The sequence below is a fragment of the Streptomyces sp. NPDC041784 genome (assembly GCF_055591025.1).
Window position 1 is genome coordinate 333,681 of the sequence record NZ_JBVJAB010000004.1, and the last position, 26,726, is coordinate 360,406.

At 73.6% G+C, this 26,726-nt stretch carries 22 protein-coding genes; 10 read left to right on the forward strand and 12 right to left on the reverse strand.

The window, feature by feature from the left end; all coding sequences use genetic code 11:
* The first annotated feature begins 4 nt into the window (after positions 1-4).
* The 3 genes from ACZ6D7_RS10925 to ACZ6D7_RS10935 are packed head-to-tail and all read left to right on the forward strand — an operon-like array spanning position 5 to position 3,505.
* Positions 5-835, forward strand: a complete 831-nt coding sequence (locus ACZ6D7_RS10925; protein WP_469486995.1) for a hypothetical protein — start codon at positions 5-7, stop codon at positions 833-835.
* Positions 836-851: 16 nt separating this feature from the next.
* Positions 852-2,741, forward strand: a complete 1,890-nt coding sequence (locus tag ACZ6D7_RS10930; protein WP_469486997.1) for a fumarate reductase/succinate dehydrogenase flavoprotein subunit — start codon at positions 852-854, stop codon at positions 2,739-2,741.
* On the forward strand, positions 2,738-3,505 hold the full coding sequence (locus ACZ6D7_RS10935) for a succinate dehydrogenase/fumarate reductase iron-sulfur subunit (RefSeq protein ID WP_469486999.1): 768 nt from the start codon (positions 2,738-2,740) through the stop codon (positions 3,503-3,505). Before ACZ6D7_RS10930 ends, ACZ6D7_RS10935 begins: the two co-directional genes overlap by 4 nt.
* A gap of 61 nt (positions 3,506-3,566) precedes the next feature.
* On the opposite strand, the gene ACZ6D7_RS10940 is transcribed toward ACZ6D7_RS10935, so the two are convergent.
* The 3 genes from ACZ6D7_RS10940 to ACZ6D7_RS10950 form a co-directional block, all read right to left on the reverse strand.
* Positions 3,567-4,505, reverse strand: coding sequence for a class I SAM-dependent methyltransferase (locus ACZ6D7_RS10940; RefSeq protein ID WP_469487003.1), 939 nt, complete (start codon positions 4,503-4,505; stop codon positions 3,567-3,569).
* A 118-nt stretch (positions 4,506-4,623) separates the two neighbouring features.
* Positions 4,624-5,643 carry a phosphotransferase family protein gene (locus ACZ6D7_RS10945; protein ID WP_469487005.1) on the reverse strand — a complete coding sequence of 340 codons (1,020 nt, stop codon included), beginning with the start codon at positions 5,641-5,643 and terminating at the stop codon, positions 4,624-4,626.
* Between the two features lie 25 nt (positions 5,644-5,668).
* The gene (locus ACZ6D7_RS10950) at positions 5,669-6,850 is read right to left on the reverse strand and encodes a glycoside hydrolase family 18 protein (protein ID WP_469487008.1); all 1,182 of its coding nucleotides are present in this window, start codon (positions 6,848-6,850) and stop codon (positions 5,669-5,671) included.
* A 230-nt stretch (positions 6,851-7,080) separates the two neighbouring features.
* Between ACZ6D7_RS10950 and ACZ6D7_RS10955 the strand changes: the two genes are divergently transcribed.
* Complete coding sequence (locus ACZ6D7_RS10955) at positions 7,081-8,508, forward strand: hypothetical protein (RefSeq protein ID WP_469487010.1); 1,428 nt, start codon at positions 7,081-7,083, stop codon at positions 8,506-8,508.
* Positions 8,509-8,517: 9 nt separating this feature from the next.
* Here the strand turns inward: ACZ6D7_RS10955 and ACZ6D7_RS10960 are convergent, their stop codons facing one another.
* From ACZ6D7_RS10960 to ACZ6D7_RS10985, 6 genes are all read right to left on the reverse strand, one after another.
* Positions 8,518-11,157 carry a SpoIIE family protein phosphatase gene (locus ACZ6D7_RS10960; protein ID WP_469487013.1) on the reverse strand — a complete coding sequence of 880 codons (2,640 nt, stop codon included), beginning with the start codon at positions 11,155-11,157 and terminating at the stop codon, positions 8,518-8,520.
* Between the two features lie 270 nt (positions 11,158-11,427).
* Positions 11,428-11,856 carry an ATP-binding protein gene (locus ACZ6D7_RS10965; protein WP_469487018.1) on the reverse strand — a complete coding sequence of 143 codons (429 nt, stop codon included), beginning with the start codon at positions 11,854-11,856 and terminating at the stop codon, positions 11,428-11,430.
* Positions 11,857-12,076: 220 nt separating this feature from the next.
* The gene (locus ACZ6D7_RS10970) at positions 12,077-12,487 is read right to left on the reverse strand and encodes a (deoxy)nucleoside triphosphate pyrophosphohydrolase (RefSeq protein ID WP_469487021.1); all 411 of its coding nucleotides are present in this window, start codon (positions 12,485-12,487) and stop codon (positions 12,077-12,079) included.
* Between the two features lie 30 nt (positions 12,488-12,517).
* Positions 12,518-12,748: an SPOR domain-containing protein gene (locus ACZ6D7_RS10975; RefSeq protein ID WP_469487025.1), complete on the reverse strand. Its 231-nt coding sequence runs from the start codon at positions 12,746-12,748 to the stop codon at positions 12,518-12,520.
* Positions 12,749-13,098: 350 nt separating this feature from the next.
* Positions 13,099-13,851, reverse strand: coding sequence for a GntR family transcriptional regulator (locus ACZ6D7_RS10980; protein ID WP_469487030.1), 753 nt, complete (start codon positions 13,849-13,851; stop codon positions 13,099-13,101).
* Between the two features lie 160 nt (positions 13,852-14,011).
* Positions 14,012-15,286, reverse strand: coding sequence for a DUF4190 domain-containing protein (locus ACZ6D7_RS10985; protein WP_469487034.1), 1,275 nt, complete (start codon positions 15,284-15,286; stop codon positions 14,012-14,014).
* Positions 15,287-15,465: 179 nt separating this feature from the next.
* Here ACZ6D7_RS10985 and ACZ6D7_RS10990 point away from each other — a divergent pair, with 179 nt between their 5' ends.
* Together ACZ6D7_RS10990 and ACZ6D7_RS10995 are read left to right on the forward strand one after the other, a co-directional pair.
* Positions 15,466-16,680 carry a serpin family protein gene (locus ACZ6D7_RS10990; protein ID WP_469487039.1) on the forward strand — a complete coding sequence of 405 codons (1,215 nt, stop codon included), beginning with the start codon at positions 15,466-15,468 and terminating at the stop codon, positions 16,678-16,680.
* Positions 16,677-17,600 carry a GHMP family kinase ATP-binding protein gene (locus tag ACZ6D7_RS10995; protein WP_469487042.1) on the forward strand — a complete coding sequence of 308 codons (924 nt, stop codon included), beginning with the start codon at positions 16,677-16,679 and terminating at the stop codon, positions 17,598-17,600. The genes ACZ6D7_RS10990 and ACZ6D7_RS10995 overlap by 4 nt, the downstream gene beginning before the upstream one ends.
* Here the strand turns inward: ACZ6D7_RS10995 and metF are convergent.
* From metF to ACZ6D7_RS11010, 3 genes are read right to left on the reverse strand one after another with little or no spacing between them, the layout of a single operon-like run.
* Positions 17,584-18,474 (reverse strand): methylenetetrahydrofolate reductase [NAD(P)H], encoded by an 891-nt coding sequence (gene metF / locus ACZ6D7_RS11000; RefSeq protein WP_469487047.1) that lies wholly within the window; start codon positions 18,472-18,474, stop codon positions 17,584-17,586. The genes ACZ6D7_RS10995 and metF overlap by 17 nt on opposite strands.
* A gap of 14 nt (positions 18,475-18,488) precedes the next feature.
* Positions 18,489-19,898 carry a nitrosuccinate lyase gene (locus ACZ6D7_RS11005; RefSeq protein WP_469487055.1) on the reverse strand — a complete coding sequence of 470 codons (1,410 nt, stop codon included), beginning with the start codon at positions 19,896-19,898 and terminating at the stop codon, positions 18,489-18,491.
* Entirely contained in the window at positions 19,895-21,886 is a 1,992-nt protein-coding gene (locus ACZ6D7_RS11010) for an FAD/NAD(P)-binding protein (protein WP_469487062.1), read from the reverse strand. The genes ACZ6D7_RS11005 and ACZ6D7_RS11010 overlap by 4 nt, the downstream gene beginning before the upstream one ends.
* Before the next feature lie 190 nt (positions 21,887-22,076).
* On the opposite strand from ACZ6D7_RS11010, the gene ACZ6D7_RS11015 reads away from it, so the two are divergent.
* The 4 genes from ACZ6D7_RS11015 (at position 22,077) to ACZ6D7_RS11030 (ending at position 26,721) form a co-directional block, all read left to right on the forward strand.
* The gene (locus ACZ6D7_RS11015; protein ID WP_469487064.1) at positions 22,077-23,123 is read left to right on the forward strand and encodes an NADPH:quinone reductase; all 1,047 of its coding nucleotides are present in this window, start codon (positions 22,077-22,079) and stop codon (positions 23,121-23,123) included.
* A 166-nt stretch (positions 23,124-23,289) separates the two neighbouring features.
* A complete protein-coding gene (locus ACZ6D7_RS11020) occupies positions 23,290-24,486 on the forward strand; it encodes a 3-hydroxybenzoate 6-monooxygenase (RefSeq protein WP_469487067.1) in 1,197 nt (398 codons plus the stop codon).
* Between the two features lie 66 nt (positions 24,487-24,552).
* Positions 24,553-25,107, forward strand: coding sequence for an SRPBCC family protein (locus ACZ6D7_RS11025; RefSeq protein ID WP_469487071.1), 555 nt, complete (start codon positions 24,553-24,555; stop codon positions 25,105-25,107).
* 339 nt (positions 25,108-25,446) lie between these two features.
* Positions 25,447-26,721 (forward strand): cytochrome ubiquinol oxidase subunit I, encoded by a 1,275-nt coding sequence (locus tag ACZ6D7_RS11030; protein WP_469487076.1) that lies wholly within the window; start codon positions 25,447-25,449, stop codon positions 26,719-26,721.
* The last annotated feature ends 5 nt before the right edge of the window (positions 26,722-26,726 follow it).

The window sequence follows — 26,726 nt, forward strand, 5'->3', positions numbered from 1 at the left end:
TGCATTGGCCACTGGTACGGAACCCTCCACCGACCCCCATCCACGAGGCGGCGTACGCGGCGCCGGACGCGCCGCGATCGCCGCGCCCCATCTGCGGACCGACCGCTGGTGGCTGGCCCCCGCCGCCACCGCCGCCGGTCTGCTGGCGTTCGTCGTGTACTCCACCTGGCGGGCCTTCGCGAACGCCGACTACTACGCGGCCCCGTACGTGTCGCCGTTCTACTCGCCCTGTCTGGCGGAGAACTGCGAACCCATGCGGTCGGGCCCCAACGCGGAGATCTTCGGCGGGTGGTGGGGCATCTCGCCCGCGATCATCATCCTGATCTTCCCGCTGGGCTTCCGCCTGACCTGCTACTACTACCGCAAGGCCTACTACCGGGGCTTCTGGGCCTCGCCCCCGGCCTGCGCGGTGGCCGAGCCGCACGCGACGTACACCGGTGAGACCCGCTTCCCGCTGATCCTCCAGAACATCCACCGGTACTTCTTCTACGCCGCGCTCCTCGTCGCCGGGATCCTGACCTACGACACCGTGCTCGCCTTCCGCGACGAGCACTACAACTGGGGCCACATGGGCCTGGGCACCCTGGTCTTCCTGGTCAACATCGCGCTGATCTGGGCGTACACGCTCTCCTGCCACTCCTGCCGGCACATCGTCGGCGGCAAGCTGCGGCACTTCTCCAAGCACCCCGTGCGCTACCGGGCCTGGCAGTTCGTCGGGCGGCTCAACGCCCGCCACATGCTGCTGGCGTGGGCGTCGCTGGTGAGCGTGGCGCTCGCCGACTTCTACGTGTACCTGGTCGCGTCCGGCGTCTTCGACGATCCGAGGTTCTTCTGATGAGTGGGGCGTTCTGATGTCCGTGGTCGACCGCCAGGAGTGGGACGTCGTCGTGGTCGGCGCGGGGGGTGCCGGGCTGCGCGCCGCCATCGAGGCCCGCGAGCGCGGCGCCCGTACGGCCGTGATCTGCAAGTCGCTGTTCGGCAAGGCGCACACCGTGATGGCCGAGGGCGGTATCGCGGCGGCGATGGCCAACGCCAACGAGCACGACACCTGGCAGGTCCACTTCCGCGACACCATGCGCGGCGGCAAGTTCCTCAACCAGTGGCGGATGGCCGAGCTGCATGCCCAGGAGGCCCCGGAGCGGGTGTGGGAGCTGGAGACCTGGGGTGCCCTGTTCGACCGTACGAAGGACGGCCGGATCTCGCAGCGCAACTTCGGCGGCCACGAGTACCCGCGCCTCGCGCACGTCGGCGACCGCACCGGCCTGGAGCTGATCCGCACCCTCCAGCAGAAGATCGTCGCGCTCCAGCAGGAGGACCACCGCGAGACCGGCGACTACGAGTCCCGGCTGAAGGTGTTCCAGGAGTGCACGGTCACCCGTGTCCTCAAGGACGGCCCACGCGTCAGCGGCGTCTTCGCCTACGAACGCGAGAGCGGCCGGTTCTTCGTCCTGGAGGCGCCCTCCGTGGTCGTCGCGACCGGCGGCATCGGCAAGTCCTTCAAGGTGACGTCGAACTCGTGGGAGTACACGGGCGACGGCCACGCGCTGGCCCTGCTCGCCGGCGCGCCGCTGCTGAACATGGAGTTCGTGCAGTTCCACCCGACGGGCATGGTCTGGCCGCCGTCCGTGAAGGGCATCCTCGTCACGGAGTCCGTGCGCGGCGACGGCGGGGTGCTGCGCAACTCCGAGGGCAAGCGGTTCATGTTCGACTACGTCCCGGACGTCTTCAAGGAGAAGTACGCCGAGTCGGAGGAGGAGGGCGACCGCTGGTACGAGGACCCGGACCACAACCGGCGCCCGCCCGAGCTGCTCCCCCGCGACGAGGTGGCCCGCGCGATCAACGCGGAGGTGAAGGCCGGCCGGGGCTCCCCGCACGGCGGGGTCTTCCTGGACGTGTCGACCCGGATGCCCGCCGAGGTCATCAAGCGCCGGCTGCCCTCGATGTACCACCAGTTCAAGGAGCTGGCCGACGTCGACATCACGGCGGAGGCGATGGAGGTCGGTCCGACCTGCCACTACGTGATGGGCGGGGTCGCGGTCGACTCCGACACCGCCGCCGCGCGCGGCGTACCGGGGCTGTTCGCGGCCGGTGAGGTGGCCGGCGGGATGCACGGCTCGAACCGGCTGGGCGGCAACTCGCTCTCCGACCTGCTGGTGTTCGGCCGCCGGGCGGGAGCGCACGCGGCGCTGCACGCGGCGGCCACGGAGGTACGGCCGCCCGTTCACGGCGCGCAGATCGACGCGGCGGCGGCCGAGGCGCTGCGGCCGTTCTCCGCCGACCCGGCCGAGAACCCGTACACCCTCCACCAGGAGCTCCAGCAGGCCATGAACGACCTGGTCGGCATCATCCGCCGGGAGGGCGAGATGGAGCAGGCCCTGGAGCGGCTCGCGGATCTGCGGGTACGGGCCCGGCACGCGGGCGTGGAGGGGCACCGCCAGTTCAACCCTGGCTGGCACCTCGCCCTCGACCTGCGGAACATGCTGCTGGTCAGCGAGTGCGTGGCCCGGGCGGCGCTGGAGCGCACCGAGTCGCGCGGCGGCCACACCCGCGAGGACCACCCGGCGATGGAGCGGGCGTGGCGCAACGTCAACCTGCTGTGCCGGCTCGCCGAGCCGCCCGGTGACGGGGGCGCGATCGACCTCGTCCGGGAGAACACCGACCCCATCCGCCCCGACCTGCTCGCCCTCTTCGAGAAGGAGGAGCTGGTCAAGTACCTCGCCGAGGAGGAGCTCTACCAGTGAGCAGCTACGAGGCACGCTTCAGGGTGTGGCGGGGCGACGCCGAGGGCGGCGGCCTGGCGGACTTCGCGGTCGAGGTGAACGACGGCGAGGTGGTCCTGGACATCGTCCACCGGCTCCAGGCCACCCAGGCGCCCGATCTCGCCGTCCGCTGGAACTGCAAGGCGGGCAAGTGCGGATCGTGCTCGGCGGAGATCAACGGGCGGCCCCGGCTGCTGTGCATGACCCGGATGTCTGTGTTCACCCGGGACGAGACGATCACGGTGACGCCGCTGCGCGCCTTCCCGGTGATCCGCGACCTGGTGACGGACGTCGGCTTCAACTACGACAAGGCGCGGGAGGTCCCGGCGTTCGTGCCGCCCGCCGGGGTGGCTCCGGGCGAGTACCGGATGTTCCAAGAGGACGTGGACCGTCCGCAGGAGTTCCGCAAGTGCATCGAGTGCTTCCTGTGCCAGGACACCTGCCATGTGGTCCGCGACCACGAGGAGAACAAGCCGGCGTTCGCCGGTCCGCGGTTCCTGATGCGGGTGGCCGAGCTGGACATGCACCCGCTGGACGCGGCCGAGGAGTCCGGCCTGGACCGCAAGCGCACGGCCCAGGACGAACACGGTCTCGGCTACTGCAACATCACCAAGTGCTGCACGGAGGTGTGCCCCGAGGGGATCAGGATCACGGACAACGCGCTGATCCCGCTGAAGGAGCGGGCGGTCGACCGGAAGTACGACCCGCTGGTCTGGCTGGGGAACAAGATCCTGCGCCGGAGCTGAAGCGGCACCTCATGCGAGAGGGTGCCTCACGCGAGGCGGTCCCTCACGCGAGGGCCGCGTCTCACGCCCGCGCGCGCAGATAGCCCGAGTGCGCCACCTGGCCGAGGAAGGTGAACCGGGTGTCGGTGGCCATGTGCTTCTCGAAGGCCTCCTTGATACCCGGCCACTTGGGGTGCCCGAAGTCGTCCAGCACCACGATCCCGCCGGGGGCGACGATGGTCTCCGCCCACTCCAAGTCCGCCGCGACCCCGGCGGCGGAGTGGTCGCCGTCGACGATGACCACGCCGTAGGAGCGGTCGGAGACCAGGGCGCGCACCTCGGGGTCCTCGGAGAAGCCCTGCTGGATCCGGGTGGCGGCGCCCGCCGGGCCCACCAGACCCAGATTGGTGCGCACCGCGGCCTCCCGCACGGGGGTGCCCGAGGCGTCGTCGCCCATGGTGGCGCCGGGCTGGAGCTGCGTTCCGGCGAGCGGGTCGACGATGGTCAGCCGCGGGTCGCGCCCGGCCTTCTCCATCATCCGGATCAGGGACGCGCCGAACATCCCGTACAAGGTGCCGATCTCCAGGATCTCGTCGTTCGGCGGATCCAGCAGCGGTACGGCGGAGAGCTTGCCGACGATGTTCATCGTGCCGCCGGCGATCCGGCCGACACCGAGCGCCTCCATCGCGATGAGCAGCCGGAACGCCTGGGCGACGGTGCCCTCGGCGGCCTCCCGCTTCCCGGTCACCTCGGTCAGTTCGGCGATCGTGCGGTTGAGATGGGGCGCGGACGGCAACCGGGACGCGCCGCGCCCGGTCCCGTCGAAGAACAGTTCCAGCGGGCGCTGCCGGCTGCGCAGCTTCTTCAGTTCCTGCGCCACGTCCGACGGGGTGTTTCCGGCGGCGTTCGCGCCGTTGTTCCCGATCATGCGCCGGACCTGGCGCTCGATGCGCTGGTCGATGAGTTCGGCCACCGGGCGCAGCGCGCGACGGGCAGCCTTGCTGGTGAGTAGCGATCGCATCAGTGGGAGACCCTCACAGGGATAGGAGATGTGGACGCTAGGGCGAGCACAGACCCCGCACAACCAACAGACATACCCCTGGAGGAAAAGCACACATGACACCTGGGCAACGGGACGGCTACGGCCGCGGCACCGACCGTCCGGTCCCGGCCCACTCCAGCGCCCTGCGCAGGTTGGACTCGGCGATCTCCCGCATCGGGGCGGGGTCCGGGAAGTCCCCGTCCAGCAGCCGCAGCGGACCCGCGACCAGCGAGAGGTGCATGGCGAGGCGGTGGAACTCCAGCCGGTCCTCGTCGAGGCCAGGGGCGCGCAGGGTGTCGTACCAGGGGCCGAAGCGCAGTTCCAGGAAGACGTGCTCCCGCTCCGCGTCGCCGTACGCCAGGCCCTCGATGTCGATCAGGACCGGTTCGCCGTCCTCGGTGAGCAGGACGTGGTCCGGGCCGAGTTCGCCGTGGATCAGCGAGTGGACGGGGCGCGGCCGGACGGCGTCCCGCAGCTCCCGCACCCTCTCCGCCAGCCGGTCGCGGGCCGCCCGCATCCGGGGGTCGCGCGCGGCCGCCTCGTCGAGGTCACGGACGGCGTGGTCGGCGACGGCCCGCACGTACGAGGCGCCGGGCGCCGTGCCGCCCGCCTCGACGAGGGCGACCTCGCCGTGTCCGGCGGCGGTACGGGCACGCATCGCGCCGAGCGTCCCGGCCAGCCGTTCCAGGGCGGGGCGCGCCCCGGCCGGGTCGTCGCGCAGGGCGTCCTCCAGGGTGGGGCCGGTGACGTCCTCGACGACCGCCGCGCACACCGGGAGGTGCACGGCGTCCTCGTCGAGCAGCAGCAGCCGAGGCACGCGCACACCGAGGGCGGTCAGCCGGCGGTGCGCGGAGCCGAACAGGCCGCTGCCGGTGCCCGGGGAGGGGCCTTCGGTGGCGGGCGGCACCCAGTAGTCCTCCTGCGGGGACCAGACATACGCGATCGCCGTGCGGCCGTCGTCGAAGGCGAGCCGGTAGACGCCCTTGCTGGTGCCGCCGGTGAGCCGGGTGGCGGCGAGCAGGGTGCGGTGCCCGCCGACCGCCGCGCGGGCGAGGGGCGCGAGGTCGGCGGCGGTCAGGTGCTGTCGTGGCCGTCCTGGCTGTCGTGGGGTGGTCATCCCGCCGAGTCTTCCGTGCCCGCGCTCACCGGACCCAGCCCTTTTCGTACGACGCCCAGTCGGTCTCCGTCGCCGTGAAGTCGACGTACGCCGCCACCCCGAAGTTCTGGCGGTCGGCGTCCGTGCGGGACAGGCCGAGGCGGACGCCCCGGACGGCGGCGGCGACGGTCTCGGCGTGGGCCCAGTGGCTGAACTTGTTCTCCTGGTAGAAGGGCAGGCCCATCAGCAGGTCGGTGGAGGGCGGGGTGACCTCCAGGGCGAGGGAGGTCTGCTGGGCGACATAGCCGCCGTAGGTGCTCTCCAGCGGCTGCATGGTGTCGTACGACATCACGGCGATCTGGTCGACGCGGCGGGCGACCTGGCCGAAGAACCACTGGGACCACCACTTGGGGTGGCCGGTGGTGGTGCCCCAGAAGGAGTGGAAGCCGGGGACGGGGTCGATCTGGTGGGCGGCGACGGAGAGCTGGGCGTCGCGGGAGCGGGTGAGGTCGCGCAGGGAGTCCAGGAGGGTGAGGTAGTTCCGGTCGCCGGAGTGCAGCGGCTCCAGGTCGAAGTGGGTGCCTTCGAAACCGGTGTCGAGGATCTGGCGCGCGGACCGCACGACGGCGGCCCGGGTCTCGGCCTTCTCCAGCCGCATGCCGCGCGGGCTCTCGGAGGCGAGGACGTCACCCAGCCAGGCCTGCACCCGGATGCCGGGCGCCTCCCGGTGGATCGCGTCGATGAACCAGGCCGCCCGGGGATAGGCGGACGCCGGCAGCGTGCCGTCGTGCTCCAGGGGCCCGGAGTGCACGTACAGGTCGCGCATGCCGGTGTCGCGCAGCCGCTCGGCCAGCGCCTCGACGTCGGCCTCGGTCTTGCGCCCGTCGACCCAGGCGTGCCCCAGCCAGATGGCGTCCTTGCCGCGGGTGTACGTGCCGTCGGCCGGGTCGCCCAGGTAGTTCACCCCGAGGGCGATCTGGGAGACGAGGACCGGGGCGAGGAGGAGCAGGACACCACCGAGGGCCCAGCGACGCCAACGGCGTCGACGCCGGGGGGCCTGCTGTTCCTCGCCCCGGTCCTCGTGCCGCTCCTCGCCCCGGTCCTCTTGCTGTTCCTCTTGCGGTTCCTCTTGCTGTTCCCGCCCCTCTTGTTCTTCTCGTTCTTCTCGTTCTTCTCGTTCTTCCGGTTCCTTCGTCGCTTCCGTGTCGGTGACCTTGCCGGTCTCCATCCCCGTTTCCCCCTTCTGTGGTGCCCCGCCCCACCGCCCCCGCCTCGGGCGCATCCCGGTCGCGTGGCCGCATTCACGGCCATACGCTCCAAAATGTGATGTCATCCCTGCCCCGAGGCCGCCGGCGGCGTGCCACCTCCCACATATCCGTGCGAGTGGCCCATGCCGTGCTGGGAGGTGCGGCCGGGTTGGTGTGGCTCGTGTTGCCGGGGATGACGTCGGGAAGCGACGTGCCGGTTGCGATCAAGGAGGCCGGGCCCACCGCGAGTGCCGCCGCGGCGGAGGCGGACGAGACCTCCGGCGCCGATCTGGTGCTCCCCGTCGTGGTGGTGGGCGCGGCGGGCGTGCTCGCCGGCTACGGGTACATACGCCGGGTCCGGCGCACCCGCGACCGGACGACCCCCGGCGGGGCGGGCGGCCCGCCGCCCCCGGGCTCGGCGCCGCCGCTCACCGGCCCCGACGAGGAGGCGCAGCAGGCCCTCGTCCGGGCGGACGACCGGCTGCGGGCCGGGCGAGCGGAACTCGGCTTCGCCGAGGCCGGGTGCGGCGCCGAGGCCGTGGCCCCCTTCCGGGCGGCGCTGGAGGCGGCCGAGCACGAGTGGTCCGCCGCGGCCCGGATGCGGCAGCGGTACGACCACGGGGAGCCGGCGGAGGAGGCGGCCCGGCGGCACGCGCTCGCCGGGATCGTCGGACGATGCGCGGAGGCGGAGCGGCGGATGGACGCCGTGGCGGGGGACTTCGCGCGGCTGAGGGGGCTGTCGGAGGAAGCCGACGCGGGTCAGGGGCTGGAGGCGGCGGTCGGGGTCGCGGAGGAGCGGTTCCGGGAGCTGGCCGGGCGGGCCCGGGACGCGGACGCCGTCCTCGCCGAGCTGCACACCCGGTACGCGCCCACGGCGACCGCGACGGTCGTCGGGAACGTCGAACAGGCCAAGGACCGGCTCGTGTTCGCCACCACCCGGCTCAACCAGGCCCGCCAGTCGGCCGACGCGGGGGATCCGGCGCGGGCGGCGCGTCAACTGCGGGCCGCCGAGGGGGCGGTGGCCCAGTCGGCCGTGTTCGTCGACGGGGTCGACCGGCGCTCGGGCGAGCTGCGGAAGGCCGAGGAGACCGTCCCGGCCGCGCTCACCGGCGCGCAGGCCGAGCTGGCACGGGTGCGGCGGGAGGCACCGCCGGACGGCATGCCCCCCGGCGAGCTGCGCTCCCGGCTCCAGAACGCCGACGCCGTCCTGGCCTCCGTACGGCAGGAGATCGCCGCGGGGCAGCCGTACGACCCGACGGCCGTGCTGCGGCGGATCGTGCGGGCGGTCGGGGCGGCCGTCCCGGGGCCGGGCGGGGTGCTCGCGGCCGCCGCGCTGCTGGTGGCCCGCGCCTCGGCCGCCGCGGCGGACGACCAGGTCGCCACGCACCGGGGCGCGGTGGGCGCCACCGCCCGCACCCGGCTGGCGGAGGCGCGGCGGCTTCTCGCGGACGGTGACCCGGCGGACCGCGTGCCCGCCGACACGCTCGCCCTGGAGGCGCTGGACCTGGCCGAGCGGGACGTGCGGACGCACGGCAATCCGTACGGGGGGCCGGAGGGCACGACCGGGACGGGTGGGGCCGTCCTCGGCGGGGTCGTCCCGGCCGAGGATCCCGAGGGCGGTCCACCGTCGGGGTTCTGACCCGCAGGTTCAGAACAGGCTCAGCAAGGCCTCCGCCGGGTCCGTCAGGCCCGTCTCCCCGTCCGGCAGCGGCAGTTCGAACCACACCGTCTTGCCGCGCGGGGTGCGCCGGGAGCCCCAGGCCGCGCTGAGCAGCCCGACGAGCTGGAGGCCGCGGCCGCCCTCGTCGGTGTCGCGGGCTCTGCGGCGGCGCGGCTGGACCAGGCCCGCGTCCCAGACCTCGCACACCAGGGTGCGGTCCAGCAGCAGCCGCAGCCTGATCTCGCCCTCGCCGTACCGCAGCGCGTTCGTCACCAGTTCACTGACCAGCAGTTCCGTGGTGTCGACGAGGGGTTCGAGGTCCCAGGACAGCAGCTGGCCGCGCGCGTACTCACGGGCCCGGCCCACGCTGCGGGGCTCGCGCGGCAGTGTCCAGTCGCCGACGGACTCGGTGGGCAGGCCCTGTACACGTGCCATCAGCAACGCGATGTCGTCCTCGCCGTGGTGCGTGTCGAGGGTGTTGAGGACGTAGTCGCAGACGTCCTCCAGGGGGCTGGAGGGGTCGGTCAGCGCGCCGACGAACGCCTGGAGGCCCTCGTCCAGGGGATGGTCGCGGGACTCGACCAGGCCGTCGGTGTAGAGCGCGAGCAGCGCGCCCTCGGGCAGGTCGACCTCCACCTCCTCGAAGGGCTCCCCGCCCACGCCGAGCGGCAGGCCGGGCGGCACGTCGAGCATCAGCGCGGGCTCGCCGGGTTCGACGAGGACCGGCGGGAGATGACCGGCGTTGGCGAAGGTGCACCGGCGGGTGACGGCGTCGTAGACCGCGTACACGCAGGTCGCGAGATACACCTCGGACAGGTCGGCCTCGCGGGGGCGGCGGGCGGCGCGGGTGGCCTGCTGGACGCCGCCGGGGGCGCCGAGGCCGCGGGCGATCTCGTCCAACGCGGAGAGCACCTCGGCCGGTTCGAGGTCGAGCAGCGCCAGGGTGCGTACGGCGGTGCGCAGTTCGCCCATGGCGACCGCGGCGCGCAGACCGCGGCCCATCACGTCGCCGACCACCAGCGCGGTGCGGTGGCCGGGGAGTTCGATGACGTCGAACCAGTCGCCGCCGACCTCGCTGGGGCGGCCCGTGGAGGCGTTCCCGGGCAGATAGCGGCAGGCGATGTCGAGGCCGGTCGCCACCGGGTCGCCGGGCGGCAGCAGTGACCGCTGGAGTATCAACGCCCGCTCGTGCTCGCGCCGGTAGAGACGGGCGTTGTCGATACAGACGGCGGCACGGGCGGCCAGTTCCACGGCCAGGTCCCGGTCCCGGTCGCCGAACGGCTCGCTGCCCTTCGTCCGGGAGAACTGCGCGAGGCCGACGACGGTGTCGTGGGCGACCATCGGGACGGCGAGGGTGGACTGCACCAGGCCGCCCTCCTCGCCGGGGATGGCCTGCGGGCGGGCGGTGCGCAGGGCGTCCGCGCAGGGCGAGTTGAACGGGAAGTGGTGGACCGCGCCGACCGCGACGGGCGTGCCCGACCCGGCGAAAGGGGCGTCGGAGACGGCGGAGGAGAAGGCGACCCGGCGCAGTTCGGCGCTGCCGTCGGCGAGGCCGGGCGGGGTCTCGTCGCCGGCCAGCAGGCCCTGGTAGAGGTCGACGGTGGCCAGGTCGCAGAAGCCGGGCACGACCACGTCGAGGAGTTCGCGCGCGGTCGTCTCCAGGTCGAGGGAGTTCCCTATGCGGGCGCCCGCCTCGTTCAGGAGGGCGAGATTGCGCCGTGCGGCGGCGGCCTCGCGGGCGGCGGCGCGGCGGGCGGTGATGTCGGTGCCGAGCCAGGCGATGCCGATGGGGCGGCCGGAGCCGCTGTGCACGCGGTAGAGGTTGATCGACCAGTGCCGGCGCTCGTCGGAACCGGGCAGGAAGCCGGTGACGTGCATGTCCGTGATCGAGTCGCCGGTCTTCAGGACCCGGCGCAGGGTCGCGGTGACCCGCTCGGCCTCGGGGCGGGGCAGATAGTCGTGGACGCCCCGGCCGCGGTGTTCGTCGGGGGTGCCGCCGAAGAGGGAGGCGAACCGCTGGTTGGCCCGGCGGACCCGCAGGTCGGGGTCGATCAGCAGGAACCCGAAAGGGGATTGGCCGAAAATGGCCTGCGAGGCGGCGAGGTCGGTCTCGATGCTGCGCAGGGTGCGGACGTCGACGACGATGCACACGGCGGCCTTCTCGCCGTCCAGGCTGCGGGTCGGCATGACGTAGACCTCGGCGAGGCCCTGCTCGCCACGGCCGCCGCCGGGCACCGGGTCCGGCATCCGAAAGGGGACGACTCCGGTCCACTCCCGGCCGTCGAGGATCTCGGCCATCTTGCGCTGGCCCTCTTCGCGGAGGTCCGGGTCGACGAAGGCGTCGATGGGGTCCATGCCGAGGGCGCGCTGGGCCGGGATGCCGAAGATCTGCTCGGCGCGCAGGCTCCACTGGTCGACGAGCCCGTCGGGACCGATCGAGAACGACGCAACCTTGATGTAGTCGTAGATCGAACCGGGCGGACTGCTCTGCCACATGGCGTCGCCGGGTGCCTCCCCGTCCGCGAGGCCGTCGTGCGCGGCGCCGACGGCGAGCGCGCTCGCGGCCTTCACCCTCGCGCCGTCCGACGGGTCCTCGGAGCCCGTGGCCTTCGCTGGTATCTCGCTCACGCGAACCGTCCCCTCCAGCTCACCGCGTCCGGCACCGGTCACCGGCGGCGGCTGCCCGCAGTATCCAGCACTACGGGTCCGCACGACACGGTGTTCACGATCACAGCACGGTCCAGGCGTTTTTTGGCCCGTTCCGCGACAACACTTCCAGTCTTCTAACCAGCGGGCACCTCGTCGAATCACACCTTCCGGGACCGGTCGGGGACCGGGGCCGGAAGGCGTCCGCCCGGACCCCCGCCGTATCCGGGCTCATCCCCGTACGACGGCCGGTCAACCCGGCACCGTCAGCTCGAACCACACGGTCTTGCCGGTGTCTCCGGGACGGCTGCCCCAGCGGCGCGAGGAGGAGGCCACCAGTTGGAGTCCGCGGCCGCTCTCGTCCTCGGGCCGGGCGGCGCGTTCCCGGGGCGGGTCCGGCACCGGGTCGGAGACCTCGACCAGCAGCACGTTCTCCAGTCCGGCGGGGCGGACCAGCCGGACGCCGATGGGGCCGGTGGCGTGCCGCAGGGAGTTGGTGACCAGCTCGCTGACCAGCAGCGTCGCCACATCGCCCAGGCTGTCGAGGCCCCAGCCGCTCAACTGGCCACGGACCGCGCCGCGCGCGGCGCGCGCCGCTCCGGGGTCCGCGGGGAACGTCCACTCGACGCAGTCGCCTTCGGTGTCGATCACGCCGATCACTTCCCGGGCCAGCGAGTACACCCATGTCCGGTTTCGTGGGGTTAATGGGCACATACCCGGTATCCGGGAGGCATTACCGTGCGGAAGGGCGCACGGTGGCACGAACGGCGTGCCGGGCGCCGCCCGTGCTCCGGGGGCGATGCACGGACCGGACGCCCGCACCCCCGCCACGCCCCACAACGCCGAGGGACGCGCCCTTGCCACCGGCCGCGGTCCCTGCTGGGAGCGCGGCCGCGGCGGTTCAGCCGGCCCGCGTGCCCAGGTGGGTCAGGGTCTCGCGCACCGCGGGAACGTCCTGGTCGAGCCAGGGGACGTCCCAGATCTCGGCCGGGTCGAGCCAGCGGAGTGCGTCGTGGTCCTCGAGGGGAGCGGGGGCGGCGGAGCCGGGGCGCAGGCGGGCGGTCCACACCTGGAGGACGTAGGGGGGTCGCAGGGGCCACTCCCCGGGGACGCGTCCGACCGGTTCGGCCTCGACGCCCAGTTCCTCGCGCAGTTCGCGGACGAGGGCCGCCTCGGGGCGCTCGCCGGGCTCGACCTTGCCGCCGGGCAGTTCCCAGCGGCCGGCGAGTTCGGGGGGTGCGCTGCGGCGCGCGGCGAGCAGACGGCCGCCGTCGAGCAGGGCGGCTCCGACCACCACGATCCGTTCCGTCATGCGCCGGAGCCTACGGGACTCCGGCGCACGTCAGTTCCGGGTGCCGTCCCCGTTCTGGGCCGGGGACTGGGTGTGGGTCTGGGCCTGGGCCTGGCCGATCCGCTCGACCCAGTAGAGCTGCTTGTGACCGCGGCTGTCGAGGCTGTCCGCGATCTTCTGGGCCTCCGCCCGGGTCGCGTACCGGCCCACGCGGTAGCGATTGCCGTTGTCGTCCTGCCGTATGACGAGCCAGGGCAGGGAGATGGTGCCGCCCTCGTTCATCGCGCCCCTCCGCTTCCCGTCCGCGGCTCGCTCCGCGCCCCGCCGTCTAAGGAAACCGCACTCCGCATATGCCCGAGCGTACGCCTTACCTTTACACAGCGAATACGGCTTTTCACAAAGAGGTACGCAACCAGCCAAGACGCAGGGGGCGCACGAGGGAGAACGCGCCGTACGAGCGCTGCGACGCATCCGGTCGGCGGGGTGCCGGGCACAAACGGGACGACCTGCGGGAACGACGGGAAACGACCGGATTCCGACGGCGTGCGCCGGGCCCCGGGACAGGCGGACACGCGGGGCGACCGCCTGAAGGGTGTGCGCCGCTCACCGGCGCGCGCCACAGCAGCGTCCGCTCACCGCACCGGAAGGTGGTACGCCACCCGGTAGCGGTCGGCCGGGATGACCACGTCGGCCGTCTCGACCGGGCGGCCCGAGGCGTAGTACGTGCGCTGGACGACCAGCACCACATGCCCCGGGACGCCGCCGAGGGCGAGCAGCTCCTCGGCGAGGCCGGGGCGGGCGCCGACCTCCTCCGTGACGTTGTCCACGATGACGTCGATGGCACGCATGCGCTCGACGACGCCCATGCCGCCGACCGGGCCCTCCTCGGGCAGCATCACGGGCGTGCGGCCGGTGACCGCGAGGGGCTCCCAGGAGGTGGAGAGCATCATCGCCTCGCCGGCCTCCCGGAAGACGTACTTGGTGCACATCACGCGGTCGCCGGCCTTGATGCCGAGCCGCTCGGCGACGGCGCCGCTCGCCTCGGTCTGCTCGCTGCTGGACTCCCAGGTCCCGCGGGCGTGCGCCTCGGCCTGCTCCTGCCGGAAGGGCGTGGAGCCGCTCGCGGGCCGGTACCCGGAGCGGGAGATCCGGCGCGGCACGGGCCGCTCGCGCACGTACGTGCCGGATCCGGAGCGGCCCTCGACCAGCCCTTCGGCCATCAGCACCTTGCGCGCCTCGAGCGCCACGGTGTCCGAGACGCCGTACTCCTCGCGGATTCTGGCCTGGGAGGGCAGACGGGTGTGTGGTGGCAGCGAGCCGTCGACGATCTTCTTGCGGAGATCACCCGCGACACGCAGGTACGCCGGCTGCTCACCGAATGTCACGAGCCACTCCCATCAGGTTGTACAGACAGCTACAGCGTGGCAACCGTGGGTTCCGCCGTGCAAGCAAAGGCCAGGGAATCACTCGATGTGATGACATCTGCCCGTGGGGGGCTTTACGCAGGCACTTTCTCCCCGCTATGGGCGTGATCACACCTCGGCATCAGACTTCGAGACCGCCGGCCTCCTCGCCGCTGCCGCCGCTGCTCTCGCCGTCGCCCTCCTCCTCGTACGAGGGCACGGTGGTGGCCAGGCCCAGAGCCTCGCGGGCGGTGACCGTGGTGTCGCCGTCGACGTACTCGTAGCCGCTGTCGTAGTGCTCGTAGTACGTGTCGACGTCGGTGGCGCCGGCCGCCTTCGCCCAGTCCGCGCGGGCGTCCTCCATGTCCGCGACCAGGGCGTCGACGGACGTCCCCGTGCCGTCGGACCAGTCGTGCGCGCGCAACGCCTCGACCTGCTCGCCGAGCACGTCCCGGACGTCGCCGGCCCAGGACCTGTTGGCGGCCAGGTCGTCCTCGGCCAGCTCCTCCGGCTCCTCGTAGAGGACCTCGTCGACGGCGGCCATCGCCTTCAGGAAGGCCAGCTGGTCGGTGTCGAGGGTGGACTCGTCGGCGCGCAGCGAGCCGGTCAGGGTGGCCGACTCGTCGGTGTTGGCGAAGACGCAGGTGATCTCGCGGTCGCCCCAGTCCCAGCTCTCGGAGGTGGGCGTGAGGTAGTAGACGTCGACCTCGTCGGTCAGCGCCCAGGGGTCCATCGCGTACGCCTGGTGGAGGGGCCAGCACTTGTCCTCGGCGATGTCCGTGACCCGGTCGTCGCCCGGGAAGTCACTGCCGGACAGCGGGATGGTGGCGAACACCTCGCCCTCGTGCTCGCCGGCGCAGGGCACCTCGTCGACGTCGTAGACGTTCTCGTCGAAGTTCGAGCCCGGGACGTCGAAGCAGTCGCCCTTGGCCAGCGAGAAGCTGGAGCCGACCGCACCGTCCTTGAAGCCCTCCCAGAAGTCGGAGGCGGCGTTCGTGGACAGCGACACCACCCACAGGGCGAGCCCCACCGAGGACAGGATCGCGCCCGCGATCGCCATCCCCTTGCCGCGCTCGCCGCGCTTCCTGATCTGCACCAGCGCGATGATCCCGAGGATCAGCCCCACGGCCGGCAGGAAGCAGAGGATGCCCAGCACGAGCGCGGCGATGGCCACCCCGTTGACCGGCGAGGGCCGGTTGAAGGGGCTGTAGCCCTGGCCCCACATCGGGTAGGGCGGGGCGCCGTACGGGGCCTGCGCGTAGGGGGCCTGCGGGTAGGGGGCCTGCGCGTAGGGGGCCGGGCCCTGCGGGCCGTACGGGTGCTGCGCGTAGGGGTCCTGCGGATACGAGCCCTGCGGGTGCGGAGGCTGGTACGGGTCCTGGGGCTGCTGGGGCCCGGAGGGCGGGGGTATGGACACGGGTACCGTGCTCCTGGTTCGGACGGGTTCGCGGTTCTGACGGTGATTCGGCTCTGCCGGTGACTCGGTTCGGCCAGTCTCGCAGGGGGGTCCGACATCGGATCCGAACCGGCGTACGAGACTGTCCGCGACAGTGGCGTCGACTGGCGCATGGTAAGCGCGTCACGAGCGGGGGCTGAATGGCGGTCACGAATGCGACGATCCGGGCGGTGAACGGGCTCACCACCCGCTGGGCGGGGGCCGTGGACTCCGGGTCGGTGTTCTCGGCGGCCGGGGTCTGGCCGCTGCTGGCCTTCCTCGCGGACGGCGCCGACGGGGCGGCCCGGGAGGAACTGTCCGACGCCCTCGGCCTGCCCGCCGCGCAGGCCTCCGCGGCCGCGCGGGAGCTGCTCGCCGGGATGGGCGCGATGCGCGGGCTCGACACGGCGCTGGGGCTGTGGACCGTACGCACGCTGGAACTGCGGGAGCGGTGGGCGGCCGGGCTGCCGGCCGACGCGCACGGGGTGCTCACCGGGGACCCGGCGGCCGACCGGAGGGCCCTGGACGGCTGGGCGGCCGGGCGGACCGGCGGGCTGATCGAGCGGATGCCCGTCGCATTGACGGACGACACGGACCTGGTGCTGGCGAGCGCGCTGGCGCTGCGCACCCGATGGCTGCGGCCCTTCCACGAGACGCCTCTGGAGAGCCCGTACTGGGGCGAGGAGGCCGTGCTGGGCCTGCGGCGCGAGAGCGCCGTGCTGGACCGGGTGGGCGTCGTGGACACACCCCACGGGCACGTCACCGAGCTGAAGGTGCTCGGCGACACCGCCCTCGACGTCCATCTGCTGCTCGGCGAGGAGGACATGACGCCGGGCCAGGTGCTGGGCGCGGGCGTGGCCGTCCTCGACCGGCGGCTCCCGGTCGTCCCCGGCTCCCGGCTGCCCTTCGGCGACGTGGGCCCCGGACTGGGCGTCGAACGCCGACACTCCACGACACCCGATCCGCCGACACTCGACGTGACCACGGCGGCGTACGACCTCACCGGCGACCACGATCTGCTGGCCCGGCACGAGCTGTTCGGGCTCACGACGGCCCGGGACGGCCGGCGCGGGCACTTCCCCGGCGTCAGCGGCTTCCCGCCGGCCGTCGGCTCCGCCCGGCAGTCCGCCGTCGCCCGGTTCGGCGCGCTGGGCTTCCGGGCGGCCGCGACGACGGCGATCGGCATGGTGGCGGGCGGCATGCCGCCCACGCTGCGCTGGGCGACCACCGTCGTCCGGGTCCGTTTCGACCGCCCCTTCGGCTTCCTCGCCCTGCACCGCCACACGCGGCTGGTGCTGGCGGCGGGCTGGGTCACGGAGCCCGAGCCGTACCCCGACGACTCCGACGCCTTCGATGATTTCGAGGAGGACGGGTGAGGGCGCCGTCCGGCACGCTCGCCGCCGGCCGTCCTCGGGTGTCGCGCGGCACCGGGACCGCGCCCGTCCACCACGGCGAGCTGGTGCAGGGCGTGTTCACCGGGCCCGGGGGCGATCCGGTGCGGGGGCTGGTCACGTTGCCGTGCCCGCTGTTCACCACCCGGGCGGTCTTCACGCCGTCGTCGGACGGCGGTGGGGTGACCGTCCGCCCGGCGTGGAAGCGGAAGGCCCGGCGGGCGGCCGAACTGGCGCTGGACGGTGCGGCGCCGGGCGATGCGGTGCCGGGCGGGCTGCTGGAGGTGTGGGGGGACGTCCCGGTCGGACGGGGGTTCGGATCGTCCACCAGTGATGTGCTGGCGGCCGTGCGGGCCGTACGGGACGCCCTCGGCGCCGTGCCGACGGCCCGGGAGGCGGCCCGGCTCGCGGTGCGGGCGGAGACCGCCTCCGACGCGCTGATGTTCGAGGAGACGACGGTGCTGTTCGCGCAGCGCGAGGGCACCGTGCTGGAGGACTTCGGCCACCGGCTGCCGCCGCTGCGGGTCCTGGGCTTCGCCACCCGCCCCGGCGGCTCCGGCGTGGACACCCTCGCCCTTCCGCCGCCCCGCTACGACGACACGGAACGCGCCCGCTTCGAGGACCTGCGGGCCCGGCTGCGCGAGGCCCTGCGGACGGGGGACGCGGCGCTGCTGGGCGCGGTCGCCACGGAGAGCACCCTGCTCAACCAGGCCCGGCTGCCCGTCCCCGGGCTCGACGCGCTGCTCGGCGTGGCCCGTGCCTGCGGTGCCCTGGGTCTTCAGGTGGCCCACAGCGGCGATCTGGCGGGCCTCCTCCTCGCCCCGGGCACCGCCACCGGCCCCGCCCGGACGCTGCTGCGCCGGGCGGGGGTCGGGGACTGCTGGGAGTTCACGGTCGGGGGCTGAGGCTGCCCGTCACGTTGCGGTGGATGTCCAGGGCCGCCTCGGGGCGGTTGAGGGTGCAGTAGTGGAGACCGGGGGCGCCCTCGGCGAGCAGCCTGGTCGCCATGTCCGTGGCGAAGTCGACGCCGATGCGATGGCCCTCGGCGGGGTTGTCGCGGGCGGCCTCCAGACGGTGGGCGAGATCCTCGGGGAAGGCCGCGTCGCTGAGTTCGGCGAAGCGGCTGATCTGACGGACGTCGGTGGCGGGCATGATCTCCGGGATGATCGGGGTGTCGCAGCCGGCCGCCGCGACCCGGTCGCGCAGCCGCAGGTAGTCGTCGACGTGGAAGAACATCTGGGTCACGGCGTAGTCGGCGCCGGCCCGGCACTTGGCGACGAAGTGGCGGATGTCGGCGTCCCAGTCGGACGAGCGCGGGTGGCGCTCGGGGAACGCGGCCACGCCCACCGTGAAGCCGCCCAGCTCCTTGAGCATTTCGACGAGCTGGTAGGCGTACTCGATGCCCTCGGGGTGCGGGATCCAGGGGCCCTGCGGGTCGCCGGGCGGGTCGCCGCGCAGGGCGAGGACGTCACGGACGCCCGCGTCGGCGTACTCGGCGATGACATGGCGGAGTTCGGCCCTGGAGTGGCCGACGGCGGCGAGGTGGGTGACCGGGCGCATGGTCGTCTCGCCGGCGATCCGCCGGCTGAGGTCGATGGTGCCGGTGCGGGAGGAGCCGCCGGCGCCGTAGGTGACGGAGACGAACGCGGGGGACAGTGTCTCCACCCTGCGCAGCGCCCGCCACAGGGACGCGCGGCCGTCCTCGGTGTTCGGCGGGAAGAACTCGAAGGACACGCTCGGGTCCGGGCCCCAGGGGGACTCGCGAGTGACCGTGCTCATGGGACTGCCTCCAGTCAGGGGGTGTGGGCGCGGGTGAGGGCGCGGTCCACCAGCGGGCCCGCGGCGCCGGGGTATCCGGTCGGGTCGCACAGGGCGGCCAGGTCGGCCAGGCCGAGCCGGCCGGTGAGTTCGGGCAGGGCGGCGAGGACCTCCGCGAGGGGCCGGCCCGTCTCGGCGGCCGTGGCGGACGCGGCGGACAGCAGGTCCTTGGCGGCGGCCTTGCCCACGTGCGGCGCCAGATGGGCGGCGACCCGCTCGGAGACCAGCCGGCTGCCGGTGAGGTCGAGGTTGGCGCGCATCCGGCCGGGGCTCACTTCGAGGCCCTCGGTGAGTTCCACGGCGGTGTGGGCGGCGCCGCCGGCCAGTCGCAGGCACTCGCGCAGCGGCAGCCACTCCGCGTGCCAGACGCCGGCCGACCGTTCCTCCTCGGTGACCAGGCACTGGGTCAGGGCGGCGGCGAGCGCCGGGACCTGGAGGGCGGCGGACCGGATCAGGGTGGAGAGGACGGGGTTGCGTTTGTGCGGCATGGCCGAGGAGCCGCCGCGTCCGGCGACCGCGGCCTCCGCGACCTCGCCGACCTCGGTGCGGGCCAGCGACTGCACGTCCACGGCGAGCCGGCCGAGCGCCCCGGCGGTGAAGGCCAGGGCCGCGGCCAGGTCGGCGAGCGGGGTGCGCAGCGCGTGCCACGGCAGGGCGGGCACGGCGAGCCCGGTCTCCTCGGCGAACGCCTCCACCAGCCGCTGGTGGTAGCCGTCGTCGGCGGGGCCGGCGGCGCCGTCGACGCGGGCGTACTCCAGATAGCCGGCGAGGGTGCCGGCGGCGCCGCCGAGGGACACCGGGAGGCCGCCGTCGAGGACCCGGTCGAGGCGGCGGACGGCGTCGCGGAGCAGCTCGCGCCAGCCGGCCGCCTTCAGGCCGAAGGTGGTGGGGACCGCCTGGAGGCCCAGGGTGCGGCCCGCCATGGGGGTGTCGCGGTGGGTGCGGGCCAGCGCGCCGAGGGCGGTGACCGAACGCTCCAGGTCGGCGCGGACGATCCGCAGGGCGCGGTCGGCCACCAGCATGGCGCCGGTGTCGAAGACGTCCTGGCTGGTGGAGCCGCGGTGCACATAGTCGGCGGCGGCCGGGTCGAGCGCGGCGACCTCCCGGGTGAAGGCCCGGACCAGGCCGACCACCGGGTTGGCGGTCTCCCGCGAGGCGACGGCGAGGGCGCGGACATCGAGCGAACAGGACACGGCGGCCCGGGAGATGACCTCCGCGGCCTCCTTCGGCACGGCGCCGAGCCGCGCCTGCGCCCGGGCGAGTGCGGCCTCCGCCTCCAGCATCGCCCGCACCCAGGCGTCGTCGGCGACGGCCGCCTCCACGGGGGTGCCGGCCCGCACGGGCGACAGCAGTCCCGTGTCGGCGGCGGCCCGCGGGGCGGTCATACGATCACCCCGAGCAGGTCCGTGTCGTCCGCGGCCGGGCGTACCTCGCTCGGCACCCGGGTCGCCGGGGGCAGGCGCAGGACGGCGCGGGCGATGGCATCGGAGTCGCCGAGGGTGACGGAGTCGACGCCGGGGCGGATGCCTGCCGCCGTCACCCAGTGCACGGCCTCGGTGGGCACGCCGAAGGCGAAGCGGCGCGGGTGGGAGCGGCCGCGCGAGTCCAGCAGGTGGTAGGGCCGCTCGCTGACGGCGAGGCCGCCGGTCTCGTAACTGGTGCCGCACTCGCCCTCGATGCGGTACGGCACCGCCTGTTCGGTGGCGAGGAGGTGGCGCAGCAGCGGGTCCTCGGTGCGGCGCAGGTCGGGTTCGGGCAGCCGGGCCTCGATCAGCGCGCGGGCGCGGACGGCGGGTCCGGGCACGTCCTTGGACTCGGCGACGAAGCTCGGCCGGGCGGCGTCGAAGCGGATCTCGGTGCCGGGGCCGGTGAGTTCGAGGACGCCGGCCTCGACGAGGGCGATCATCTCCTCGATCCGGGAGGCGGGCGGGCCGATGGAGAGGAAGGCGTTGAGCGGGGTGTACCAGCCCTCCAGGTCGTCGCGGTAGGAGTTGCCCTCCAGGCCGCCGTGGTCGACGGCGAGCCGGATCTCGTTGCGCAGGTCGCGCAGGACGTCGAGGGCGGCCTTGAGGGGGCCGTCGAGGTTGCCGGCGCGGGCCGCCTCGACATCGCGCCGCAGATGGCCGAGGAGCCAGGCGCGGAACGCGTCGCGGTCGGCGAACCGGGTGCGGCCCAGGGGTGAGGTGATCCGCTCCCAGTCCCAGCGGTCCTCGGGCCGGATCTCGTACGCCTGGAGCAGCGCGGCCGTCCGGACGGCGTCGCGGCCGACCTCCAGGTAGCGCTCGGTGAACGCCTCGGTCTCGGTGTCGGCGGCGCCGCGGGAGCGCAGGAGGGTGGCGTAGTAGACGCTCTCGACCTCCAGGCGGATGAGCGGCCACAGGTCCTCGGTGAACCGCAGGTGCTCGCCGCCCTCCGAGCGGGCCCGCAGCCGCGCGATCGCGTCGGCGGTCAGCAGCCGGGGGAAGTACCGGCCGTGCGCGCCCTTCTGGTTCTCGCCCCGGGCGTGGTACGGCACTCCGCGCCGCGAGCTGGCGTACATCTTCGGTTCGCGGCCCGAGGGGCGGTAGACGAGGGCGCCGTCGTCGCCGCGGACGAAGGTGCCGCCCCGGCTGTGCGTGAACAGGGCCATGTAGTCGAAGAAGTTGAGCCCGAGGCCGCGCAGCAGCACCGGGGTGCCGGGCTCGACGGCGTCGAGGTCGACGTCGGCCGGGTTGGAGGGGGTGATGTAGGTGAGGTAGTGGATCCGGGCCAGGGCGGCGGTGCGTTCCTGGCGCGGGGTCAGTTTGGCGGGCACGTGTCCCAGCGCCAGCACGATCGCGTCGAGGTCGTTGAGCCGGGTGCCGTCGGCGAGCCGGACGCCCTGGGGGCCGCCGGTGACTCCGTGGGTGTCGGCCATGGCGACGGCCCGGGAACGGTGGACGTGGACCCGTACGTGGTCCGGGGCGCCGGCCACGATCCGCCGGAAGCAGTCGTTGAGGTAGTGGCCGTAGAACGCCCGGGTCGGGTAGGAGTCGGGGCCGAGCCGGCGGGCCTCGGCGAGGGTGTCCCCGTCGTGCTCACCGCCCTCGGTGCCGAGCAGGGCCAGCTGCCGGGCCCACTCGTACAGGCTCGGGCCCTCCTCGATGGGCCCCGGTATCCGGGCGCTGGGGTCGGTGAACACGGTGACCTGCGAGGCGACCGTGTTCATCAGCAGGTGGCGGGACTGGTCCGTGCGCCACACCCCGCCGGCGCCGGGGGCGGCGGGATCGACGACATGGACGAGGACGGAGGCGCCGGACGGGGCGTGCCGTTCGTTCGCGCACAGCCTCTCCAGGACGGACAGTCCGCGCGGTCCGCCGCCGACAATGCAGACCTCCACACATCTGCTGCTCATGAACTCTCCCCTGCGGCCGGAATTTTTCCCGGATCATCGCAGCGGGGGTCCGGAGTGGGTCAACGAATGCCGGTCGGGTCCGTCAAGTTCTGGGGCGACCTCGCGTTCCGGCGATATTCCGCACCGAGAACCTGACGCATTCCGTCGCATTCCCGGGGCGCTGCCGGGAATGGGCGCCATGCTGCGAACCATGCGTGCTGCCTTTGTCGAGCAACTCGGCTCCCCCGACGAGATCCGCGTCGCCGAACTGCCCGCTCCCCGTCCGGGCCCGACCGACGTCCTGGTCGAGGTCACCGCCACGACCGTCAACCCCGTCGACACGTTCGTACGGTCCGGGGTGTTCCGTACGCCGGTGCCGATGCCGCTCGTGATGAGCCGGGACCTGGTCGGGACGGTGGTCGAGGCCGGGCCGGGCGCGCCGGGCTTCCGGCCGGGCGACACGGTGTGGAGCAACAGCCTCGGGCACGAGGGCCGGCAGGGGGCCGCGGCCGAGCTGGCCGTCGTCGCCCACGACCGGCTCTACCGGCTGCCGGCCGGGGTGGACCCGGAGACGGCGGTGACCGTGCTGCACCCCGGGGGCACCGCGTACCTGGCGCTGTTCACGCACGCCCGGCTGCTGCCCGGGGAGACGGTGTTCGTGGCCGGGGCCGCGGGGAACGTGGGCGCCGCGCTGACCGTCCTGGCGGTGGACGCGGGCGCCCGGGTGGTGGCGACGGCGTCGGCGGGCGACGCGCGGTACGTGCGCTCGCTCGGTGCCGCCGAGGTGTTCGACTACCGGGATCCGGCGCTCGGCGAGCGGCTGCGGGGCGCCTGTCCGGCGGGGGTCGACGTGTACGTGGACTCGTCCGGCCGCAACGACCTCACCGAGGCGGTGGACGTGCTCGCCCCGCGCGGCCGGATCGTGCTGCTGGCCGGGGTCGCGGCCCGTCCGGTGCTGCCGGTGGGGCCGTTCTACATGAAGGACGCCTCGATGCTCGGCTTCGTCATCTCGCACGCCACGACCGCCGAACTGGCCGCCGCGGCGGGGACGGTGAACCGGCTGCTGGCGGCGGGCCGGCTCCGGCCGCGCCACACCGAGCGCGCCCCGCTCTCCGCCCTGCCCGAGGCCCACCGCCGCATGGAGAAGGGCGACCTGCGCGGCAGGCGCCTGATCATCCGCCCGGACCTGGACGCAGCGGCTCCGCCGGCGGGCGGCGGGCTGCCGGGGCCCGGCCCCGGCGCCGGCCCCGCGGACTGACGGAGAGCTGTGCCGCGCCCCCGGAGGGCGCCGGCGGGCCCCGGCCCGGCAGGCCCCCCCGTCGGCCGACCCCCGCAGGGCCCCGGCTCCACCCCCTACGAACCGCACCACCCCCAACGAACCGCGCCACCCCGCAGGACACCCCTGGAGCGCTGAGAGGAGTGCGATGTCACACATAGTGGTAGTCGGCGGAGGGATCGGCGGGCTGGCCGTCACCCTGGGTCTCGCGCGGCGGGGGCACCGGGTCACGGTGCTGGAGCGCCGCGGGGAGTTCACCGAGCTGGGGGCCGGCATCCAGCTGGCGCCGAACGCCTTCCACGCCCTGGACCGGCTCGGGGTGGGCGAGGCGGTGCGCGAGCGGGCCGTGTTCATCGACGAGCTGCGGCTGTTCGACGGCACGACCGGTGAGCGCATCAACGCCATGCCGCTGAGCGAGGCCTACCGGCGGCGCTACGGCAACCCGTACGCGGTGGTGCACCGCACCGACCTCTACCGGCCGCTGCTGGACGCCTGCCGCCCGCTGCCCAACGTGGAGCTGCTCACCGGCTGCCAGGTCACCGCCTACGAGCAGGACGCGACGGGCGCCACGGTCGTCCTCGCGCCGGGCGATCTGCGGCTGACCGCGGACGCGGTGCTGGGCGCCGACGGGCTGCGCTCCGCCGTCCGCGCCCAGCTGGTCGGCGACGGCGAGCCGCGGGTGTCGGGGCACACCATCTACCGGTCGGTGATCCCGATGGAGCGGGTCCCCGAGGAGCTGCGGTCCAACGCGGTGTCCCTGTGGGCGGGCCCCAAGTGGCACTTCGTGCACTACCCGATCAGCGGCGGGCGGGCGCTGAACCTGGCGGCCACCCGGGACGACGGCGCCGCCGAGGCGGTCACCGGGGTGCCCGCCCGGCGCGCCGGGGTGCTGGAGGAGTTCCCTGGGCTGAGCCCCAGGGCGCGGGCGCTGCTGGAGCTGGGCGACGACTGGCACCGGTGGGTGCTGTGCGACCGGGACCCGGTGGAGCGCTGGGTGGACGGCCGGGTCGCGCTGCTCGGCGACGCGGCCCACCCGATGCTCCAGTACGCGGCGCAGGGGGCCTGCCAGGCGCTGGAGGACGCGGTGCTGATCGGCGACCTGTTCGGGGACGCGGGCGACACCGCCGCCACCCCGATCCCGCGCGCCCTGACGGCGTACAACGTGCGGCGCGGACCGCGCACCGCCAAGGCCCAGTGGGTGGCCCGGGAGATGGGCCGCCAGGTGTACCACCCGGACGGTGTGGCCGCGAAGGAACGGAATGTGGCGCTGTCCGCGCTGTCCAGCGAGGAACTCTACGAAAAGGTCGACTGGCTGCACGGCGCGCGCGATTACGCACGGGTGTGAGAAAGCCTTTCCACCCTTTCTTCCATCCCCTGCCATTTCGAGAAGAACCGAGGACGGGATTCCGGCATGAGTGACCTGACTGCCTACACGACCGAAGGTGTCACGACGTTCGAGGCGCGCGCCGACATCTTTGTGGCGGCCTCTCCCGAGAAGGTCTACGACACCGTCAGCGACCTCTCCCGCAGCGGCGAGTGGAGCGTGGAGTGCCGGGGCGGGACCTGGGTGGAGGGCACGCCCCGCACGGTGGGCGCGATCTTCCGCGGCGACAACGTGCGCGGCACCGACACCGTCGCCTGGGCGCCGGTGATCCGGGGGCCGTGGCGGACGGAGTCCGAGGTGGTGGAGGCCGTGCCCGGCAAGGTGTTCCGCTGGGTGGTCCTGGACAGCGCGCGCCGCCGGCAGGAAAGCACCTGGTCGTTCGAGATCGAGCCGACGGCGGGCGGCTGTGTGCTGGTCCACCACTACCGGCTGGGCCGGCTCACCGAGGGCCTGTCGAAGATCTTCGCGGCGGGCCTGGACGAGGCCGGCCGCGAGCGCTTCGTCCGGGAGTGGAACGCCAAGCTCTCCCAGGACATACGGGCCACCCTGGACCACCTGAAGTACGTCCTCGAGAAGGACTGACCCACAACCCCGGGTGTACGCCGGGGAGTCGCACCACAACTCCCGGAGTACCCGAGGTGTCCTCCCCCGGCCGACGCGCGAGCCCCCCTCCCGGCCGGAAGGTAGGAGCGTGAACGGTCCGTTCACGGTTCCGGCGCCGACATCCCCCGCGACGCCGGGGCCCACCGCCCTCCCGTGCCCCGTGCGCGGGAGGGCGGATTCGTGTCCGCACTCCCCCGCCGGCCCCCTGGGGGGCACAACCCTGGGTGTAGCCGTCCGCCGCACCGCAACTTGCGGAGTAACGCAGGTGTCCTCCCCGGGCCGACGCGCGAGGACCCCTGCGGGCACGACGGTAGGGGGGTGGAATCACAGACCGTCGAACTGGCCCGCTGGCAGTTCGCCCTCACCGCGGGCGGCCACTTCCTCTTCGTATCCCTGACCCTCGGGCTGGCCACCGTGCTGGCCGTGCTCCAGACCCGTGCCACGCTGCGCGGCGGGCAGCCCGTCCATCTGCGCATGGTGCGCTTCTGGGGGCGGCTGTACGTCATCAACTACGCCGTGGGCATCGTCACGGGCCTCGTGATGGAGTTCCAGTTCGGCATGGCCTGGAGCGGGCTCGGCAGTTACGCCGGGGACGTCTTCGGGTCCTCGCTGGCGCTGGAGACCGTCCTGGCCTTCTTCGTCGAGTCGACCTTCCTGGCGCTGTGGATGCTGGGCTGGGGCCGGTTCAACAAGTGGGTGCACCTGGGCGTGCTGTGGGTGGTGACCCTCACCGCGTATCTGTCCGCGTACTGGGTGCTGGTGACCAACGGCTTCCTCAACCGCCCGGCGGGGCACACGCGGGGCGCGGACGGCCGGCTCCTCCTGTCGGACACCTCGGCCCTGCTCACCAACCCCAACGCCCTGCTGGCCTTCGGACACATCCTGGGCGGCGCGCTGCTGACCGCCGCGGTCTTCGTGGCCGGGGTCAGCGCCTACCACCTGCGCAAGGGCACCCCCGACGAGGACGGGCTGCTGCGCCGCTCCCTGCGGGTCGGTGTGTTCACCACGCTGCCCGCACTGCTGCTGACGGTGGCCTTCGGCGGGATGCAGTTCGGCGAGATCGAGGAGTGGCAGCCGCTGAAGGCCGCCGTCTTCAACGAGGACAACGCCGACGTGGTCCGGCTCCAGGCCGAGATGGTGCGGGAGTTCGGCCCCGGGAACTATGTGCCGCCGGAGGCGCTGACCCGGGGCGCCGGCCTGCTGATGCTGATGGTCTTCGGGGTCCTCACACTGGCCGTGCTGGCCTCGGTGGTCCTGGTGTCCGTACGGCGGTGGGCCGTGGGGGCCCGCCGCTGGCATCTGGTGCTGATGACGCTGGTGCCGCTGCCCTTCGTCGCGATGACCGCCGGCTGGGTGTTCCGGGAGGCCGGCCGGCAGCCCTGGGTGGTCTACGGGCTGCTGCGCACCGAGGACGCCGTGTCCCATGTGACGGCCGGCCGGCTGTGGCTGTCCCTGGCCGTCTTCGTGCCGCTGTTCGCGGTGCTGATCGTCGGCAACTGGTGGGTGCTGCTGCGGGCCGTACGGCAGGGCCCGCACGGGCCGGAGCCGGAGCGTGCCGAACCCACCGAACCCACCGCGGCCGTCGCGTACTGAGAGGG